Raw genomic sequence first — 18771 nt, forward strand, 5'->3', positions numbered from 1 at the left:
TTACTCCAGACATAAAAAAACCCTAGATAAACATCTAGGGTTTTTGCTTTCTACAAAAGAAAAATTAGTTAATTACTTTTTCTTCAGCTTGTGCAGCTTGGTCTGCTTGGATAGCCGTTAGAGCTACTGTGTAAACGATGTCGTCTACTAGAGCGCCACGAGACAAGTCATTTACTGGCTTGCGCATACCTTGAAGCATTGGACCGATAGATACTAGGTCTGCTGAACGCTGTACAGCTTTGTAAGTCGTGTTACCAGTGTTTAGATCTGGGAATACGAATACTGTCGCTTTACCTGCAACTGGAGAGTTAGGCGCTTTAGAAGCGGCTACGTTTTCCATGATTGCTGCATCGTACTGTAGAGGACCGTCGATCACTAGATCAGGACGTTTCTCTTGAGCAAGCTTCGTTGCTTCACGTACTTTATCTACGTCTGCACCCTTACCAGATTCACCAGTAGAGTAAGAGATCATAGCAACGCGTGGGTCGATACCGAATGCCGCAGCAGAATCTGCAGATTGGATAGCGATTTCAGCAAGCTGTTCAGCTGTTGGATCTGGGTTGATCGCACAGTCACCGTATACAAGAACTTGATCAGGCAGAAGCATGAAGAAGATTGAAGATACGATAGAAGCATCAGGAGCAGTCTTGATGATCTGGAACGGAGGAACGATTGTGTTCGCCGTTGTGTGAACAGCACCAGAAACTAGGCCGTCAACTTCGCCAGCTTCAAGCATCATAGTACCTAGGAATACTGAATCTTCTAGCTTCTCACGAGCAACAACTTCAGTCATACCTTTAGCGCCACGAAGTTCTACTAGACGAGCTACGTAGTTTTCGCGAACTGATGCAGAATCGATGATCTCAACGCCAGCGCCAAGCTCAACACCTTGCTGTGCAGCAACGCGACGGATTTCTTCAGGGTTACCTAGAAGTACACACGTTGCGATACCGCGCTCAGCACAGATAGCTGCAGCTTTAACTGTACGTGGCTCATCACCTTCAGGAAGAACGATGCGCTTAGCCGCTTTACGAGCAAATTCAGTTAGCTGGTAACGGAATGCTGGTGGGCTTAGACGACGGATGCCTTGAGTACCTTCAGACAGAGAATCAATCCAAGGGCCATCAATGTGGCTTGCAACGTGATCGTTAACGAACTCGATACGCTCTTTATCGTCTGCAGGAACTTCTAGGTTGAAGCTCTGTAGGTTTAGAGACGTCTGCCAAGTGTTACCTTGAGCCTTGAAGATCGGTAGACCTGAAGCGAATGCAGGTGCGCAAAGGTTAGCAATGCTTTCTGGAATGTCGTAACCGCCAGTCAGTAGGATTGCGCCAATCTCAACACCGTTTTTCGCAGCAAGTGCCGCAGCAACGATAACGTCAGGACGGTCTGCAGAAGTTACTAGCAGTGAACCTGGTTTGAAGTGCTCAATCATGTGCGGTAGAGAACGTGCACAGAAAGTGATGCTCTTAATACGACGAGTTGAGATTTCACCTTCGTTAACGATTTCAGCGTTAAGGTGCTTAGCCATATCAACCGCACGAGTTGCGATTAGATCGATGCTCCATGGCACACAGCCAAGAACACGGATAGGGCTAGAGTTGAAGATTTGCATTACTTCAAGGTTCGCTTGCTGAGCGCTGTCTGCATCATCAAAGATTTCAGATAGGTCAGGGCGAGTACGGCCAGCTTCATCAACAGGAGCGTTAAGCTTGTTGATGATTACGCCTTTGATGTTTTTGTTCTTAGTACCGCCGAAGTTAGAACATGCTACTTCGATACGCTCTTTAAGCTGCGTAGGGTTGTCAGTACCAGGAGTCGCAACGAATACGATCTCTGCACCTAGTGTTTTAGCGATTTCCGCGTTCACTTGGTTAGCAAATGGGTGCTTACGAGTAGGTACTAGACCTTCGATTAGCGTTACTTCTGCGTCTTTGTTGATCTTGTTGTATTGCTCAACAACAGACTCAAGAAGCTCGTCCATTTTTTCGCTACCGATCAAAGCTTCAGCTTTAGTCATTGCGATTGGCTCACCAATCTTAATGTCGCTGTTTGCGCTGATGATAGTAGACGTTAGATCTGGTTGGTTACCACCGCTGCGAGGCTGAGCGATTGGCTTGTAGAAAGAAACACTTACGCCCTTACGCTCCATAGCGCGAAGAACACCCATGCTAACACTAGTAAGACCGACACCAGCGCTTGTAGGGATAAGCATAATAGTACGTGACATTGACGAACACCTTTGACTATTGGAAATAAAAAAAGCTCAACTGCTATTCCCACCGATATTTAAATTGGGGTAGGAATAGAAGTTGAGCCCCATTTTCTTGATATGAAAAACTGACTAGCTTCGAGTGAAGCTAGTCAGGAAAATCAATTAAAGACCTGCTAGTTTCGCAGTGTCTTCAGCAATTACTAGCTCTTCGTTAGTAGAGATAACCATTGCAGGGATACGGCTGTTAGCTGTAGTGATAGTACCTTCGCCGCCGAAACGAGCTTTCAGGTTAGCTTCACCGTCAACTTCGATGCCGAAGATGCCTAGGCGGTTAAGAACCATTTCACGGATTGGGCCAGAGTTCTCGCCGATGCCGCCAGTGAAAGTGATTGCGTCTAGACGACCTTCTAGAGTTGCAGTGTAACCAGCAACGTACTTAGCTAGACGGTGACAGAACACGTCCATTGCACGAGTTGCTTCTTCTTTCTCACCGTAGTTGTCTTCAACGAAACGACAGTCAGAAGTAACTTCAGTTAGACCAGCAAGACCAGACTCTTTAGTTAGCATGTTGTTGATTTCTTCAACAGAGTAACCAAGAGCGTCGTGCAGGTGGAAGATGATCGCAGGATCTAGGTCACCACAACGAGTACCCATTACAAGACCTTCAAGAGGAGTAAGACCCATAGAAGTATCTACAGATTGACCGTTCTTGATAGCACAAACAGAAGCGCCGTTACCTAGGTGACAGTTGATGATGTTAACTTCTTCAACTGGCTTGTTTAGTAGGCCTGCAACTTCACGAGTGATGAATAGGTGAGAAGTACCGTGCATGCCGTAACGACGGATGCCGTGCTCTTTGTACAGGTTGTACGGTAGAGCGTATAGGTAAGACTCAGAAGGCATTGTTTGGTGGAACGCAGTGTCAAATACAGCAACGTTTTGTAGACCAGGGAAGTTCTGTTGAGCCGCTTCGATACCGATAAGGTGAGCAGGGTTGTGAAGAGGTGCGAAAGTCGCAGCGTCTTGAATACCCTTAAGAACTTCATCAGTGATAAGTGCAGAAGAAGTGAACTGCTCGCCACCGTGTACGATACGGTGACCGATAGCGCCAAGGTTAGCTTTAAGCTCAGGCTTAGAAGCAAGAATAGTTTCTACCATGAAAGATAGTGCTTCTACGTGAGCTGCGCCCGCGCCTAGTTGTGCTTCATGCTTGCCATCAAGTTTCCACTTCATACGAGCTTCTGGAAGACCTAGACACTCAGCAAGACCAGTTAGGTGCTCTGCACCTGTTTCTGCATCAACAACAGCGAATTTAAGAGAAGAACTACCACAGTTTAAAACTAAAACTAGCTTAGACATTAATGACTACCTGTTTATTTTTCTGATCGAAATCAGTTAAGGATGAAAATTAATCTCAAGAATAGTCGAAGCACATAGGCTTGCGTACTAACCTTGGTCAAAAAAACGTTAATTTCCGTATAAAGTGAAAGCGCTCTTTATCAAAAAGAGGCTTGTGCATTCCTTGCAGAAGTCTTCTCAAAGTTGCTTAAATTGTAAATAAGGGCAACAATGAGATTGAGGTCTGCAAATAATAGCGATATTGTGCAAATATAACAAAAAAATTTGAAAGAATATTATTTTTCGTCAAATTTTTGTGTTTTTAGTTGATGATTTCAACTTTTTTTTAATGGGAGACTCATATGAGCAATAGAGTTGGTTTAGCTAGTAGTTTAAAAGATGGCCAAAAGTACATGGATCTCTGGCCCGTCCGAAAAGAGTTAAACGCGATCTTCCCAGAACAGCGCATTATTAAAGCGACCCGTTTTGGCGTGAAAGTGATGCCTGCGATTGCCGCTATCAGTGTTCTTACACAAATGGTCTTTAATAATTACCAAGCGATGCCACAGGCCGTGGTTATGGCTTTGTTTGCGATCAGCTTGCCGCTTCAAGGTATGTGGTGGTTGGGCAATCGCTCAAATACACAACTTCCGCCAGCGCTAGTGTCGTGGTACCGCGAACTGCATGAAAAGATCACTGAAACGGGTTTTGCGTTAGAGCCTATGAAGCCGCGACCTCGCTATAAAGAATTGGCAATCATTTTAAATCGTGCGTTTCGTCAGTTAGATAAGTCCTCAATGGAGCGTTGGTTCTAAAGAACCCCAGCTCTCCCTCTTGTCTGAGAACAACTATTCATCTTCTATAGCTTGTTCTCAGATTTGCTCCTCTCTTTGCTACCTCGCTTACTTTCCGTTTAGCTTACCTGTCCTTATTCACTTGGTTTCTTACCTTCCTCCGAAGTCAATATAACCTTTCTCACATAACTCGAGCCTTGTTGTATTTTTGTTAAATATCACTTCAAGTTATCAATAGTTACTGGTAATAATATCAATAATGATTTTGATGTTGTTCTCTTTGAGCGAGTAATGACGGGTAGAGCTTGATTCAGGGAGCGATAATGAGTTCTGTAAGAAAGGTATTGGCAGCGGTTTTAAGTTGCTTGATGTTGCTATGGACTGGCAATGCAATGGCAAACGTTGCCAAAGTGTCGGTTTCACAAGTTGTCGACCATCCAGATTTGAATGCGACACGTTTAGGGCTTCTTGAAGGATTGAGAGCCAAGGGTTATGAACCCGGTAAGAACTTAGAATTCTCCTATGAAATGGCGAATGGTAACCCGGCTCAGGCAGCCAAGATTGCCAGAGAGCTCGTCAGTGAAAATCCACATGTACTTGTTGGTATCGCGACACCGACTTCACAAGCTTTGGTTTCGGCAACCCGTTCGATACCGATTGTGTTTACAGCGGTAACCGATCCCATTGGTGCAAGGCTGGTTAAACAGCTAGAAAAGCCGGGCCGAAATGTCACGGGGCTTTCTGATCTCTCTCCAATCATTCAACATGTCTCTTTGATAAAAGAGCTTCTTCCTAAGGCAAGTTCAATCGGTGTGGTTTATAACCCCGCGGAAGCGAACGCCGTTGCGTTAGTTGGGTTATTGAGAAAGGCGACCCGAGATTTCGGTTATACACTTCACACCGAAAAAGCGCTGACTGTTGACGATGTCGAAGCAAAAGCAGAATCCATTGCTAAGAAGTCTGATGTTATCTATGCCTTGACCGATAACACGGTTGCAAGCGGCATGGAGGGGCTGATAGACGCTGCAAACCAAGCTGGCACACCTGTGGTTGCAGGAGCAACGTCTTATGTCGGGAAGGGAGCGATTGCTGGTTTAGGTCTAGATTATTATGATGTTGGGGTTCAGACTGCGGATTATGTCGCAGCCATTCTGGAAGGACAGAAGCCGGGGAAGTTGAGTGTCAAAACTGCGCAGAGTTCTCAGCTGGTGGTCAACCTAGATGCTGCACGTGAGCTTGGCGTAAAAGTGCCTCAATCTGTGATTGATCGTGCGGTCATTAGCCGCTGATGGCGCAATTCCAAATTTGATATCCCTTTCTCAAATGGGTGACTCAATTGATCATTTTGAGAGAAATCGACTTACTGTATACAAAGTAGATCTACAAAACGTGATCTACTTTAACTGACGTTATTTTTCTCATTGTGGTCAATGAAATTTTTCATATCTTAAGCAAATTGAACATTGCTCGAGAACCGTTATGAAACCATTTATCTTTCATGCTCAAACTTCTGACTACTTCTATGAAAAAGACGGCGTATTAACCGTAACATTATTGTCTGAACGTAATAACTGGAATAAGGTTCAGTTGAGGCATGAGCCAGATAACGAAGAGTATCTGCTCGATATGACAAAGGTGGATACACAAGGTCGGTTGACGCTTTGGCAGGTTTCTTTTCCTGTTAATACAGACAGAAGTGTTACTCACTATGCGTTCAAGCTTGTCGATTCCAAGGGACAATACTGGCTGGATGCGAAAGGCGTTCACAGCCGTGTTTCGAGTCGCGAATTTCACTTTAAATTTAATAGCCAACATCAACCACCATCCTGGGTGTCAGAGCAAGTCTTCTATCAAATCTTCCCAGAACGTTTTTGTAACGGAAACCCGAGCATTAGTGTCAAAGCTGGGGAATATCGCTTAAAAGAAAACACCTTAGATGTTGTGGTGAAAGAGTGGGGCGACTCTGTAGAAGGACACAATGGAACGGGGGCTGCAGAGTTCTTCGGTGGTGACCTCGCAGGCATTCATAGCAAGTTAGATTATCTACAAGCTCTAGGCATCACCGCGCTGTATCTCAATCCAATTTTTCAGTCGCCTAGTAATCATAAATACGACACAACGGATTACTACAATATCGACTCACATTTTGGAACCAATGACGAGTTCGCTGCACTTTCAAATGACATCCACAAGCGTGATATGAGAGTCGTTCTGGATGCTGTGTTTAATCACACCTCTGTGGAGCATCCTTGGTTTGATAAGCTGAAAGTGACAGGCTCGGGTGCCTATGACCACCCAGGCTCGGCATTTCACGACTACTACTTTTTCGACCCTGACAACCCTCAGCAATATGTCGGTTGGAAAGGGATCAGTTCGCTTCCAGTCTTAAACTTTTCTAACGCTTCCGTACGAGATTACATATATCAGTCGCCAGACTCTGTGATAAAGCATTGGTTGAAAGCGCCTTATAATGTCGATGGTTGGCGCTTCGATGTGATTCACATGTTAGGCGAGGGTGAGGGTGCTTATAACAATGCGCATTATGTAAAGGCATTTCGGAATTCAGCGAAAGCAGAGAACCCTGAGGTCTACATCTTGGGAGAGCATTTCTTTGAGGCCACATCATGGCTACAGGGCGCACAAGAAGATGGGTCTATGAACTATTATGGTTTCGCTCACCCAGTTCGTGCGTTATTGGCGAAACAAGACATCGCGTACGAGCCGATTGACATTGATATGTTCGCTTTCTCTGATTGGTTAGCTGAAGCGAGAGCGAAGGTTCCTTGGTTGAACCAATTATCGCAGCTGAATCAATTGGACAGCCATGATACGGCTCGCCTACTGACGCTGCTAGGCGGCGACCAAGCTAAGCAAAAACTGGCTTTGACGTTACTGTTTACCTATGTTGGAACTCCGTGTTTATACTACGGAACAGAAGTCGGTTTAGAAGGGGGGCAAGACCCAGATAACCGCAGATGTTTCCCATGGGGAGAGGAAGAGTCTTCGTCTTGGTTCCCATTCCATCAAGCGTTGATAAAACTGAGAACAGAACGTCGCAGCTTACAAAGTGGTGCGTACCTCGAGTTGTATTGTGACGCTGAGACGTTAGTGTTCGCCCGCAGCCTCAACGGTGAAAAAACACTGGTTGTGCTCAACCTATCCCAAGACGAAAAGGCATTGTCTTTGCCTGTGTGGATGCTTGGACAAGAGCAAGGAGAGTTGTTCAATTTGCAAGGCAAGGAGAAGAGCTTGCCGATTGCTTACGGTGCCGTTGACATTCTTGTTCCAGCGATGCAAGCGAAGATTTTTGATGTGGTAAATTGTTGAATTTTAAAATGACTTAAACAATCTCATCTAACCCTGCTTCATGCAGGGTTAGTTTTATAAAAGGAATTGTCTGTTCAATACTTAGGCTCGATTCATATCAATTTACACTCTTTTACCTCGAGGAAAATGGCAATTAATGTAATAATATTAATGGGGTAAATGAAAATAGCTGAACGCTAAGAGCACATTATATGAAAGTAAATAGGCACTTTAGCCTAACCTTTGTCTTCGGGTTTCCCGCTGTGATCGCCGCAATGTTACTTGGCCTAATAGGAAAGAATCATTTTGATTTGGTGAAGAAAGACATTGGCAGCGAATTCCAACGTATTGAAGAGGTGTTCAAACGAACCACAAAGGTGGTGACAGCCCTAGACTACAGCTTCTCCAACTATTACAAATCAGGAAACCCTCTCTTTCTTGATCACAACAAACAAGTTGTGGATGGCCTTTGCCAAATTTGGCCGATCGACGTGTTACTTCTCGCTGATGGTAAAACCTCAGACATCCCTTCCGTCGATATCGACTATATGTTGGTCGGTGAAGAGTCCCTTTGTTCCGAAACCAGTGACAGCTACAAAAGTGCATCTGAGAAGATTGCTCTTGCGCCAATTCTTTCATTCTTATCCCAACTTGATGAGTTCCATAACGGTGTGCACTTTATTGATACGCGTGGTTATGTGATCTCGTCGCCTGAAGGCTTTGCTAAGAAACTGAGTAAGGAATTGCTTTCAACCATAAAAAGTCGTCCCTATTGGCAAAAAACAGCCAACAATCCAGAACAGTTAACACTAACAGGTCCTGCTTATCGATTTGAGTCTCTAGACCGAATGATCAGTATGACGATCCCAGTGTTCCACCAAGGTGTGCATCAAGGGATGCTTTCGGTTGATATTGATGCTGACAAGTTGCTTGCAAACTCGAATGAGCATCTTGCAGGTCGGATCGATATCATTGATACCACTTTAGCGACCCCGGTAGATTCTGCGGCTTTTTATCACGAGATCAAACTGGATGGTGTCGCGTCTCACCATGCGATGTATTACGAATTAGACATCGCGAAAGAGGTTGAGCACTTTTTCGTCTACGAGAAAGACAGCCTTATTGTTGCCATCATTGTGTATTTGTTCTCAGTAACCATCTTCTTCTACGTCAATTCCAATATTGAACGTGGTTACTTCAAAGATCTCGCAGCCAAAGACCCTATGACAGGGTTATTGAATCGTCGTGGCTTAGAAGCGTTCTGGCGCAGCGTAGAGCACGATCAACTGTTTGCCTTAACCGTCTTCGATATTGATGATTTTAAGTCAATCAACGACACCTATGGCCACGATAAGGGGGATGATGTGATTCGTTATATGTCGCGTCAGATCAGTAACAGTATTCGAAGCAGTGACGTTGCAGCACGGTTTGGCGGTGAAGAGTTTGTCGTTTATATGAAAGGCGAAGATCGTGAAACTCTGATGAGAACATTAGAGCGAGTGAAGAATGCGATTTGTTCCACTTCAGCTGACATTATTCCAAATGGATTTACGGTATCTGGCGGTGTCTGCATTGTTGAAACTGAGCAAAGTAAACTTAACTTCGATGAGATATTTAAGTACGCCGATGAAAAGCTGTACGTGGCTAAGACGACGGGTAAAGACCGTCTTGAATTTTAGCTACGTTATTGAATCGATGCTTTGTATGAAAATGAAATGAAAGAGGGAAGAGCCAACGTGTCTACCAAGCAAAGTTTATTTGCACCAGTAAACACGTTTGTATCGTTAGGGGCTTAACCCTAAACATAATCTTAAACAGGTTGGCGGCGTTCTTCTTGATAACGCTGAAGGCGTTCTACAATCGGTGGCGCCTTTTTGAAAGTACGAATTTCTTTAAACAGTTCGTTCGCTTCAGGGTAGCCTTTACTTAGATAAACAAACCACTGCTTCACTCTATTGGGGTAGTACATGCCTTTGTCCCCTTTAATTTGAAACTCTGAATAGCGCAGCAAAAGTTCAATGACTTTATCCCACGGCATTTTCTGGTGGTTGTGCTTAACGACGTTACCAAGGTTTGGAATATTGAAAGCACCACGGCAGACCATCAATGAATCGACGCCTGTTGCTTCTATGCAATCTTGACCATCTTGATAGTTCCAGATCTCCCCATTAGCAATCAACGGCAGAGATGTTTTTTCTCTTATTTGATTGATGAAATCCCATTTGATTTCGCTGGCTTTATAGCCGCCAACTTTGGTTCTTGCATGCACGGTGAGTTCGTCAGCTTTGGCTTGTTCGATGGCATCGACGATTTCAAAGCACTCTTCCGGATGCTCCCAACCTAATCGAATCTTTGCTGATACAGGAATGTGTGCAGGTACTGCTTCTCGACAGGCGTTCACCACTTGATAGATGAGCTCTGGTTCTTTTAGCAGTGAAGCCCCACCATTACTTTTGTTGACCGCCTTTGCTGGGCAGCCAAAATTAAGATCAATCCCTTTAGCTCCTAAGCTAGCAGCTTGAAAAGCATTCTCGGCCATCCAATTTGGGTGTTGACCTAAAAGCTGGAGATGGATTGGCACACCAGCCATGGTCTGAGAGCCTTGATGTAGCTCAGGGCAAATACGGTGGAACACATGCGGGGGAAGAAGTTGATCCACGACGCGCACAAACTCTGTCACACAGAGATCGTAATCATTGATCTCTGTGAGAATTTCACGCATTAGGTGGTCTAGAACGCCCTCCATAGGGCCAAGTATTACGCGCATGCTGCTTTACCAAAACTGAATGAACCGAAAAATTCGAGGCGTGATTGTAAAGCGTGCTTACAGAATTGTCACTATGAGTGTGGTGTACCCGTTGTGATTTCAATTTCACCAGTGTTTGTGTTGTAGTTTAACCTTGGTAGTGGTTCACCTTGAGAGTAGCCAGTTGTGTAGTAATAGAAGCAGGTAGATGTACCTTGGTACCATGAAACAATATCGGTGTTTGAAGGGAAAACATCACTTGTATAAGAGCGAATCGTAAGGTCAGTATTCATGAGAGCTGCCCAGATTTTTTCGCACTGTTCACCGACAAGAATAGGACTTGTTGGCGGTGTAGCAAGAACAGATATCGGGAAACCGGTTTCTGACGGGTAGACATCGCCTTCGCCGTAATTCACCACTTGATCGAAGTCGGGTTCTCCATCGACAAGCCATTGAGAATGGTACATATCAATGCTGTTTCTGAACGCAGCAAATGCGCCTTGTGCTAATGCTTCATGAGCATCCCTTTGAACACCAAGAAAACGAGGCGCAGCGGTTACCGCTAATACACCCAGAATAACGACCACCACAATAAGCTCGAGTAATGTAAAACCTTGGGATTTTGATTTCATGATGAATGCGCCTATATGTAACTGAATGTTTAAGTCAGCGTTTTACACCCAAGGTTATGATTATCAAAGCGAAATAAGTTAAATTTCGATAATATTTGAATAGCAATGGTTTGCGTAAGGTAATTGGCGATAAAATAGAGAAAAGTGCTTGGCGACATCTTGGGGAGGATGGCGTTATAATATCGAAAATGCCCAATATCCAGAGCTTTCATGACATATCAATTATTAAGCCTACCAGAATCAATCACTGACATTACTCCGCAGTTTATGGAAGGTGCAATCCTTGCCTCTAATTTAGCGACCAAACCACTCGATCCAGAAGAGTGGCTAGCTATCGTTGCGCCTGAAGCGGGTAAAGAGCTGGTAACAACGGTGACAGAACAGATTAACCGCCAACACAACCTGATTCAGCGTAATGAATACCTACTGACAGACGTACTGGCTGACGGTGATTTTAACGAGCAGTTCGCCGATTTTTCTGAAGGCTTCATGATGGTTTGGCCAACAGTCGAAGAGCAGTGGCAGAGCGTGACAGTCGCGGATGGTACTCTACGCATGTTGCAAGCGCTCCTAACAACCTTGATGCTTGCGATTGATGAAGAGCAAACTCAACAGCAAATGATCGCTGCAGGGCTTACTAACCCACCATCGCTTGCCGATTTAGCGGGTCAAGTCGATCTGATGATCTCAGAAGTGGCAATGGCAGCTGATGAGGCGATGCTAGGTAATAAATCGCAGAGCGTGAACCCGTTTAAAGATATTGGTCGAAACGATCTTTGCCCTTGTGAAAGCGGCAAGAAGTTTAAACAATGCTGCGGTAAAAACAACTAATCACGGCTTGTTGAGCAACTTAGCTTGAGTGAGTAACAGACTTTCTTAAGTGATAAAAAGTTTAAGTAATAAAAAAGTCGACCTTTGGGTCGACTTTTTCGTTTCCGGACATGATGAGCTAATTGTTAGTCATTCTTTGATTTTACAAATTGAGAAATCACGATAAAACCGAAAGCAACTAAGTTGCCCGCGAAGATAATCACCAGCCACTGTGGCATTGAAAGTTCTAAGAACTGCCACACAACTTTGCTGCAGTCGCCGTAAGCCTCAAACATCCACGGAGCCCATTGGTTTAAAGGCGCCCAGCTTGGGAAGGTCACGAACAGGTCACAAGTAGCAAAAGGAGACGGATTAAACTGGTAGTCAACGTGCTCTAAAGCCAGCGTCAAACCTTTGTATGCGCCAAATCCCCAGCCAGCAAGGCCTAACCAACGTGATATTGGGTTATGAGGGGCAATAGCACCAATGATTGCTGCAACACCGATAGCAAGCATAGCAACGCGCTCATAGATACACATTACGCAAGGGCCAAGCATCATCACGTGTTGAAAGAAGAGAGCGCATGCCTCAAAAAAGACAATAAAAGCCAGCAGTAAAAGCCAAGATAAACGTCCCTTAGAGAAGTCTTTAAGCATTGCAAAAAAGTTCACGAATTTAATCCCGTCTATAAAATGAAAAAGCCCTGATTACTCAGAGCTTTTTATCTTGGATAAGTTTCCTAATCAACTAATATTTTTGATTAGTTAGTTATACTTAATGTCGTTTGCGACACCGTGTTTAGCTTAGTGACCACCAGAGACAACTGGAGCAACAGCTTCACCAGTGCGTTGAATGATCCAACCTGCATCATAGAACCATGCTGTCATTGGCTCTACGAAGAACACAATGCCTGCTAGGCCAACCAGTGCCAATACGATGGTGTATGGCAACGCCATGATAACCATGCGGCCGTAAGACAATCTAATTAACGGAGCAAGTGCTGATGTTAATAGGAATAGGAATGCAGCCTGGCCGTTTGGCGTAGCAACAGAAGGTAGGTTAGTACCCGTGTTGATAGCAACAGCAAGTAGGTCGAACTGATCACGAGTAATGATGCCTTCAACCAGTGCAGTTTTCACTTCGTTGATGTAAACCGTACCGACGAACACGTTATCTGAAACCATCGATAGAATACCGTTGGCAACATAGAAGAGTGCAAGTTGCGCGCCTTTATCTTCAACGTGAAGTACTGCATCGATCACTGGCTTAAATAGCCCTTGATCAATGATTACCGCAACGACAGCGAAAAAGACAGCAAGAAGTGCAGTAAATGGCAGTGCTTCTTCAAAGGCTTTACCCATCGAGTGCTCTTCAATTACACCAGTAAATGCCGTTGCTAAGATGATCACTGAAAGGCCAATCAAACCCACTTCAGCGACGTGAAGCGCAAGGCCAACAATCAGCCAAACTGCGATTGCACTTTGAACCCATAGTTTTGCTACGTCTTGCTTGGTGCGGTTTGCACGTTCTTTGTTGTCAAACTCAACCAAGATTTGGCGAACATTCATCGGCAGCTCAGCACCGTAACCAAACACTTTGAATTTCTCGACAAGTGCACAAGTTAAAATACCGCAGAAGAAAACAGGCAGTGTTACTGGCAGCATACGGATGATAAATTCACCGAACTCCCAGCCCGCTTGCTTAGCAATTACCAAGTTTTGTGGTTCACCTACCATGGTCATTACACCACCCAGTGCTGTACCCACACCAGCGTGCATTAGCAGTGAACGTAGGAAAGCACGGTAGTTTTCTAGGTCATCACGAGTTAGCTCTGAGATCTCTTCATCATGAGTATGATCGTGCGAAGACGTTGTGCCCTTGCCTGATGCAACCTTGTGGTAGATAGAGTAGAAGCCGACCGCAACGCTAATAACTACGGCGATTACTGTAAGTGCATCTAGGAATGCTGATAAGAAAGCGGCAGCAACACAGAAGGCAACAGAGAGTAAAATTTTAGATTGGATGCCAAGCAAGATCTTCGTGAAAATGAACAAAAGCAGTTCTTTCATGAAGTAAATGCCAGCAACCATGAATACGAGCAAGAGTAATACAGGAAGGTTTGCTTGCAGCTCGTGATAAACCATTTCTGGTTTGGTCATGCCAATGGCGACTGCTTGAATAGCTAATAGACCACCCGGTTGAAGCGGGTAGCATTTGAGAGCCATAGCTAGAGTGAAAATAAACTCAACCACCAATAGCCAGCCCGCAACAAATGGGTCAACTAGGAAGAAAACAAACGGGTTGATGATTAAAAAGGAAATGATGGCAAGTTTATACCAATCAGGAGCTTTACCAAGGAAGTTCTTGATAAAAGCGTTTCCGAGAGACATCGGCATGTTAATACTCTTTTATGTTGATTATGAATAGACAAGCAATACAACATTTTGAGAATCGAGCTATAGAAATTGTTAAAAACTATAACTAACAGTGACTTAGAAAAACTACATTCCATGTAATGTTCTGTGGTCTTGCCAAGTCACTCCCTTAGAAACTCAAGCACTGCTTATTTTTGAGCGCAACTCTACTCTTAGATAACATTTAGTCAACAGGAAAAGCCCTGTAGCACTAAAAATACCTCTTTTTTGTTGAGAAACGCGATCAAAGTAGCGCAAGCATACCACTTAAAATGTGATAAAAACCGACTAGAATCAATATTTCAGCGAAATGATTGAAAATTACAGAATAACGACGACTTATATATGATTATTACAACTTAATATTGCAAATTAATAGCTTTAAAAATATGACCAATCTCATTGATTTTAAAGAAAATTTGTTGTGTTAACGGTTTGTTGAAATGGTGGTTTAGAGTCGCTTGCTTTACAAACCTGAGGTGCAAACGTGTGCTGAACTTTAGAGTTATAACTCTAATGGTATTTAGGGTGAGTAAAATTTTTGAGGGTGTTTCCGCTAGGTGTGAACTAGTGGTATGATGAGTAAATTAGAACAGAATAATTAAATTGGATTGAAGTGTAGATGGTCATTAAGGCGAAGAGCCCGGCAGGATTTGCAGAGAAGTATATCATTGAAAGTATTTGGAATGGCCGTTTCCCTCCAGGTTCTATCTTGCCCGCAGAGCGTGAGCTTTCTGAGCTGATTGGTGTTACACGTACTACGCTTCGTGAAGTACTACAACGTCTTGCTCGTGATGGTTGGTTGACAATCCAACACGGCAAACCCACTAAAGTTAACCAGTTTATGGAAACCTCAGGTCTTCATATCCTTGATACGCTAATGACGTTGGACGTTGATAACGCAAGCAAAATGGTAGAAGACCTGCTTGCTGCTCGTACTAATATCAGCCCGATCTTTATGCGTTATGCATTCAAAGCAAACAAAGAAGCTTCAGAGCGTACTATCAGTAACGTGATTGAATCTTGTGAAGCGCTACTTGCGGCACCAACTTGGGATGAGTTCCTAGAATCGTCGCCATACGCTGACAAGATCAAACAAGCGGTAAAAGAAGATTCAGAAAAAGATGAAGCGAAACGTCAGACGATCTTAATCGCGAAGACTTTCAACTTCTATGATTACATGCTTTTCCAACGTTTGGCATTCCACTCAGGTAACCAGATTTACGGCCTGATCTTTAACGGTGTGCGTAAGCTGTATGACCGTATCGGTAGCTACTACTTCTCTAACCCAGAAGCACGACGTTTAGCGATGGACTTTTATAAAGAGCTGTTCATTATCTGTGAAAGTGGCGAGCGCGAAACGTTGCCATTAGTGATTCGTAACTACGGTATCGCTAGTGCACAAGTTTGGAATGAAATGAAAACGACATTGCCAACGAACTTCACTGAAGACGACAGCTAAGCCATAGGTTTACTGTTGTTGTTCCTGTTTAGTCAGTGACGTAAAGAAAACGAAGAAGCGGCGAGATAATTCAATTATCTCGCCGCTTTTTATTTATCTGTCGTCACTAGAAAATTATCCGTGGGTCAGTTACTTACCTATGGCGAGTAATTTATCTATGTGCAGCAACTTAAAATTTATCTAGGAGCAGCAACTTAACCCGCAAACTCTTCTGAATCTGGGCGGTTGGTAAATTGCACGCCGTTTAGAAAATCGCAAAGTAGCTGGTCTTCACACACTTTGTAGTTTTTGTTTTCTGGCTTGCGGAAGTAAGCGCCGATTTCGTACTTGCTCAAGCTAATGCCAACCACTTCTAGTACGTCCAAAACATCTTCTGCTTTCATGTTTAATGCAATACGAAGCTTCATGAAGATCATGTTGTTCGTCAGTGCAACTTCAGGTTTAGGTTGCTCGCCTTCTTTTTTGCCACGCTTAAGGTTGATGAAACCATTTAGGAATACCGCTAACTCTTTATCTTTCATCTTAGAGCATGACTTGTCGTTGTCGTCTTTTAGCCAGTTAATCACTTGGTCATGAGCAACGGTCACATCAGCTTGTTCGATAGCTTTGATGATTTGTGCATTTTTAAGGTTTAGTGCGTGTTGAATACGACGCAAGATTTCGTTGTTAGTCACTGGGGATTCCTAAAAAGGGTTTTAGAGTAAAGAGGTGTTGGTTTCGCCTATTTTTGTCGACGAACCAATTTCTACTCTACATAGCATAGTTGACGGCGACTCTAACAGAGAACGCTAATTTTCGGTAGATATAAAAAATCCCCAATGCTGATTCACTCTTTCAAGTCAAAAAATGCATTAGGGATTTAGTGATGGGTGCTTGTTATCTGACTGGAGTCAGAATTACATTACACGCATACCAGGTTGAGCACCTTCGTGTGGCTCAAGGATCCATAGGTCGCTGCCGCCAGGGCCCGCTGCTAGGATCATGCCTTCAGACATACCAAACTTCATCTTACGAGGTTTTAGGTTGGCTACCATTACAGTTAGCTTGCCTTCTAGCTCTTCAGGTTTGTATGCTGATTTGATACCAGAGAATACTTGGCGAGTCTCACCACCGATGTCTAGTTGGAACTTCAGTAGTTTGTTCGCTTTTGGTACTTCTTCACAAGAGATGATACGAGCGATACGCATGTCTACTGCTGCAAAGGCATCGAACTCAATCTCGTCTGCGATTGGCTCTTTGTCTAGCTCAGTTTGGCTTGCTTGCTCTTTTTCAGCTTCTGCTTTTTCTTTCGCTGCTGCTTCAGCGGCTGCATCTTCTTTAGAAGACTCAACCATTGCTTCCACTTTCTTAGGATCAATACGGTTGAATAGCGCTTTGAACTTAGTGATCTCGTGATCAGTTAGCGGAGTCGCAATCGCTTCCCACGTTAGCTCTTCGTTTAGGAAAGCTTCAGTGCGAGCTGCAAGCTCTGGCATCACTGGTTTCAGGTAAGCCATCAGTACGCGGAATAGGTTAATACCTACAGAAGAAACTTGTTGAAGCTCAGCTTCTTTTCCTTCATCTTTTGCAAGAACCCAAGGTGCTTTTTCGTCGATGTACTGGTTAGCTTTATCCGCTAGTGCAGTGATTTCACGGATAGCACGGCTGAATTCACGAGTTTCGTATAGCTCACCGATACGCTCAGCAGCAGCAACGAATTCGTTGTATAGCTCAGGTTCTGCAAATTCAGCAGCTAGCTTGCCTTCAAAACGCTTAGTAATGAAGCCAGCGTTACGAGAAGCTAGGTTAACAATCTTGTTTACTACGTCAGCGTTTACACGTTGGGTGAAGTCTTCAAGGTTAAGATCTAAGTCATCGATGCGGCTGTTTAGTTTCGCAGCGTAGTAGTAACGTAGACACTCAGGGTCTAGGTGGTTTAGGTACGTGCTTGCCTTGATGAATGTGCCTTTCGACTTAGACATCTTCGCACCGTTCACTGTTACGTAGCCGTGTACGAATACGTTGTTTGGCTTACGGAAACCTGCGCCGTCTAGCATTGCTGGCCAGAATAGGCTGTGGAAGTAAACGATGTCTTTACCGATGAAGTGGTAAAGCTCAGTTGTGCTGTCTTTCTTCCAGTATTCATCGAAGTTTAGATCGTCACGCTTGTCACATAGGTTCTTGAAAGAAGCCATGTAGCCAACAGGTGCGTCTAGCCATACGTAGAAGAACTTGTCTTTTTCGCCTGGGATTTCAAAGCCAAAGTAAGGTGCATCACGTGAGATATCCCACTGTTGCAGACCAGACTCAAACCATTCCTGCATTTTGTTTGCAGTTTCATTCTGTAGAGAGCCAGAACGAGTCCACTCTTTAAGCATGCTTTCGAACTGAGGTAGGTCGAAGAAGAAGTGCTCAGAGTCTTTCATTACTGGAGTTGCGCCAGAAACCGCTGATTTAGGGTTAATTAGCTCAGTTGGGCTGTATGTCTCACCACAGTTATCACAGTTATCACCGTACTGGTCTTCTGACTTACACTTAGGGCAAGTACCTTTTACGAAGCGGTCTGGTAAGAACATCTCTTTCTCAGGATCGAAAAGCTGAGAAATAGTACGGCTAGAAATGAAGCCGTTCTTTTTAAGTTCTAGGTAGATGTGAGAAGCCAGTTCACGGTTCTCTTCGCTGTGTGTGCTGTGGTAGTTATCAAAGCTGATATCAAAGCCAGCGAAGTCTTTTTGGTGCTCTTCACTAACAGCAGCGATCATCTCTTCTGGCGTGATACCCATCTGTTGAGCTTTAAGCATAATTGGCGTGCCGTGAGCATCGTCAGCACAGATGAAGTTTACAGTGTTGCCACGTAGACGCTGGTATCGAACCCAGATATCAGCTTGGATATGCTCAAGCATATGGCCAAGGTGAATAGAGCCGTTAGCGTACGGAAGCGCACAAGTTACCAAAAGTTGTCTTGGATCAGTTGCCATACTTAATAATTCGCTTTTTTGATAGGTATAAATTTGAGAGGTAATACTACTTTATAACGTGTGATACGCCAAGGTATCAGACAAAGGATTCCCCTAG

The 18771-nt window shown here is 44.1% G+C and carries 14 protein-coding genes; 6 read left to right on the forward strand and 8 right to left on the reverse strand.

What is annotated here, in order from left to right; genetic code table 11:
- Window positions 1–64 precede the first annotated feature (64 nt).
- Complete coding sequence (gene pta, locus MSG36_RS21920; RefSeq protein ID WP_017069189.1) at window positions 65–2230, reverse strand: phosphate acetyltransferase; 2166 nt, start codon at window positions 2228–2230, stop codon at window positions 65–67.
- A gap of 147 nt (window positions 2231–2377) precedes the next feature.
- The gene (locus tag MSG36_RS21925) at window positions 2378–3574 is read right to left on the reverse strand and encodes an acetate kinase (protein ID WP_017107306.1); all 1197 of its coding nucleotides are present in this window, start codon (window positions 3572–3574) and stop codon (window positions 2378–2380) included.
- Window positions 3575–3915: 341 nt separating this feature from the next.
- Here MSG36_RS21925 and yfbV point away from each other — a divergent pair, with 341 nt between their 5' ends.
- From yfbV to MSG36_RS21945, 4 genes are all read left to right on the forward strand, one after another.
- Window positions 3916–4368, forward strand: coding sequence for a terminus macrodomain insulation protein YfbV (yfbV, locus tag MSG36_RS21930; protein ID WP_017062168.1), 453 nt, complete (start codon window positions 3916–3918; stop codon window positions 4366–4368).
- 302 nt (window positions 4369–4670) lie between these two features.
- A complete protein-coding gene (locus MSG36_RS21935) occupies window positions 4671–5636 on the forward strand; it encodes an ABC transporter substrate-binding protein (protein ID WP_248369689.1) in 966 nt (321 codons plus the stop codon).
- Window positions 5637–5826: 190 nt separating this feature from the next.
- On the forward strand, window positions 5827–7674 hold the full coding sequence (malZ, locus tag MSG36_RS21940; protein ID WP_248369691.1) for a maltodextrin glucosidase: 1848 nt from the start codon (window positions 5827–5829) through the stop codon (window positions 7672–7674).
- 191 nt (window positions 7675–7865) lie between these two features.
- A complete protein-coding gene (locus MSG36_RS21945) occupies window positions 7866–9332 on the forward strand; it encodes a sensor domain-containing diguanylate cyclase (protein ID WP_050651561.1) in 1467 nt (488 codons plus the stop codon).
- A gap of 131 nt (window positions 9333–9463) precedes the next feature.
- On the opposite strand, the gene dusC is transcribed toward MSG36_RS21945, so the two are convergent.
- Window positions 9464–10420 (reverse strand): tRNA dihydrouridine(16) synthase DusC, encoded by a 957-nt coding sequence (dusC, locus tag MSG36_RS21950; protein ID WP_017069187.1) that lies wholly within the window; start codon window positions 10418–10420, stop codon window positions 9464–9466.
- A 71-nt stretch (window positions 10421–10491) separates the two neighbouring features.
- Window positions 10492–11031, reverse strand: coding sequence for a prepilin-type N-terminal cleavage/methylation domain-containing protein (locus MSG36_RS21955; protein WP_050651560.1), 540 nt, complete (start codon window positions 11029–11031; stop codon window positions 10492–10494).
- A gap of 210 nt (window positions 11032–11241) precedes the next feature.
- Between MSG36_RS21955 and MSG36_RS21960 the strand changes: the two genes are divergently transcribed.
- On the forward strand, window positions 11242–11862 hold the full coding sequence (locus MSG36_RS21960; protein ID WP_248369693.1) for an SEC-C metal-binding domain-containing protein: 621 nt from the start codon (window positions 11242–11244) through the stop codon (window positions 11860–11862).
- Window positions 11863–11987: 125 nt separating this feature from the next.
- Here MSG36_RS21960 and dsbB read toward each other — a convergent pair whose 3' ends face one another.
- Entirely contained in the window at window positions 11988–12497 is a 510-nt protein-coding gene (dsbB, locus tag MSG36_RS21965; RefSeq protein ID WP_048610606.1) for a disulfide bond formation protein DsbB, read from the reverse strand.
- Between the two features lie 147 nt (window positions 12498–12644).
- Complete coding sequence (gene nhaB, locus MSG36_RS21970) at window positions 12645–14237, reverse strand: Na(+)/H(+) antiporter NhaB (protein ID WP_048610560.1); 1593 nt, start codon at window positions 14235–14237, stop codon at window positions 12645–12647.
- Between the two features lie 640 nt (window positions 14238–14877).
- Here nhaB and fadR point away from each other — a divergent pair.
- A complete protein-coding gene (gene fadR, locus MSG36_RS21975; RefSeq protein WP_017062161.1) occupies window positions 14878–15717 on the forward strand; it encodes a fatty acid metabolism transcriptional regulator FadR in 840 nt (279 codons plus the stop codon).
- 194 nt (window positions 15718–15911) lie between these two features.
- Here fadR and MSG36_RS21980 read toward each other — a convergent pair whose 3' ends face one another.
- Window positions 15912–16391 (reverse strand): DUF1456 family protein, encoded by a 480-nt coding sequence (locus MSG36_RS21980; protein WP_010437231.1) that lies wholly within the window; start codon window positions 16389–16391, stop codon window positions 15912–15914.
- Between the two features lie 222 nt (window positions 16392–16613).
- The gene (metG, locus tag MSG36_RS21985) at window positions 16614–18674 is read right to left on the reverse strand and encodes a methionine--tRNA ligase (protein WP_248369695.1); all 2061 of its coding nucleotides are present in this window, start codon (window positions 18672–18674) and stop codon (window positions 16614–16616) included.
- Window positions 18675–18771: the final 97 nt, after the last annotated feature.

Source organism: Vibrio sp. 1CM8B (assembly GCF_023161685.1).
GTDB classification, from domain to species: domain Bacteria; phylum Pseudomonadota; class Gammaproteobacteria; order Enterobacterales; family Vibrionaceae; genus Vibrio; species Vibrio coralliirubri.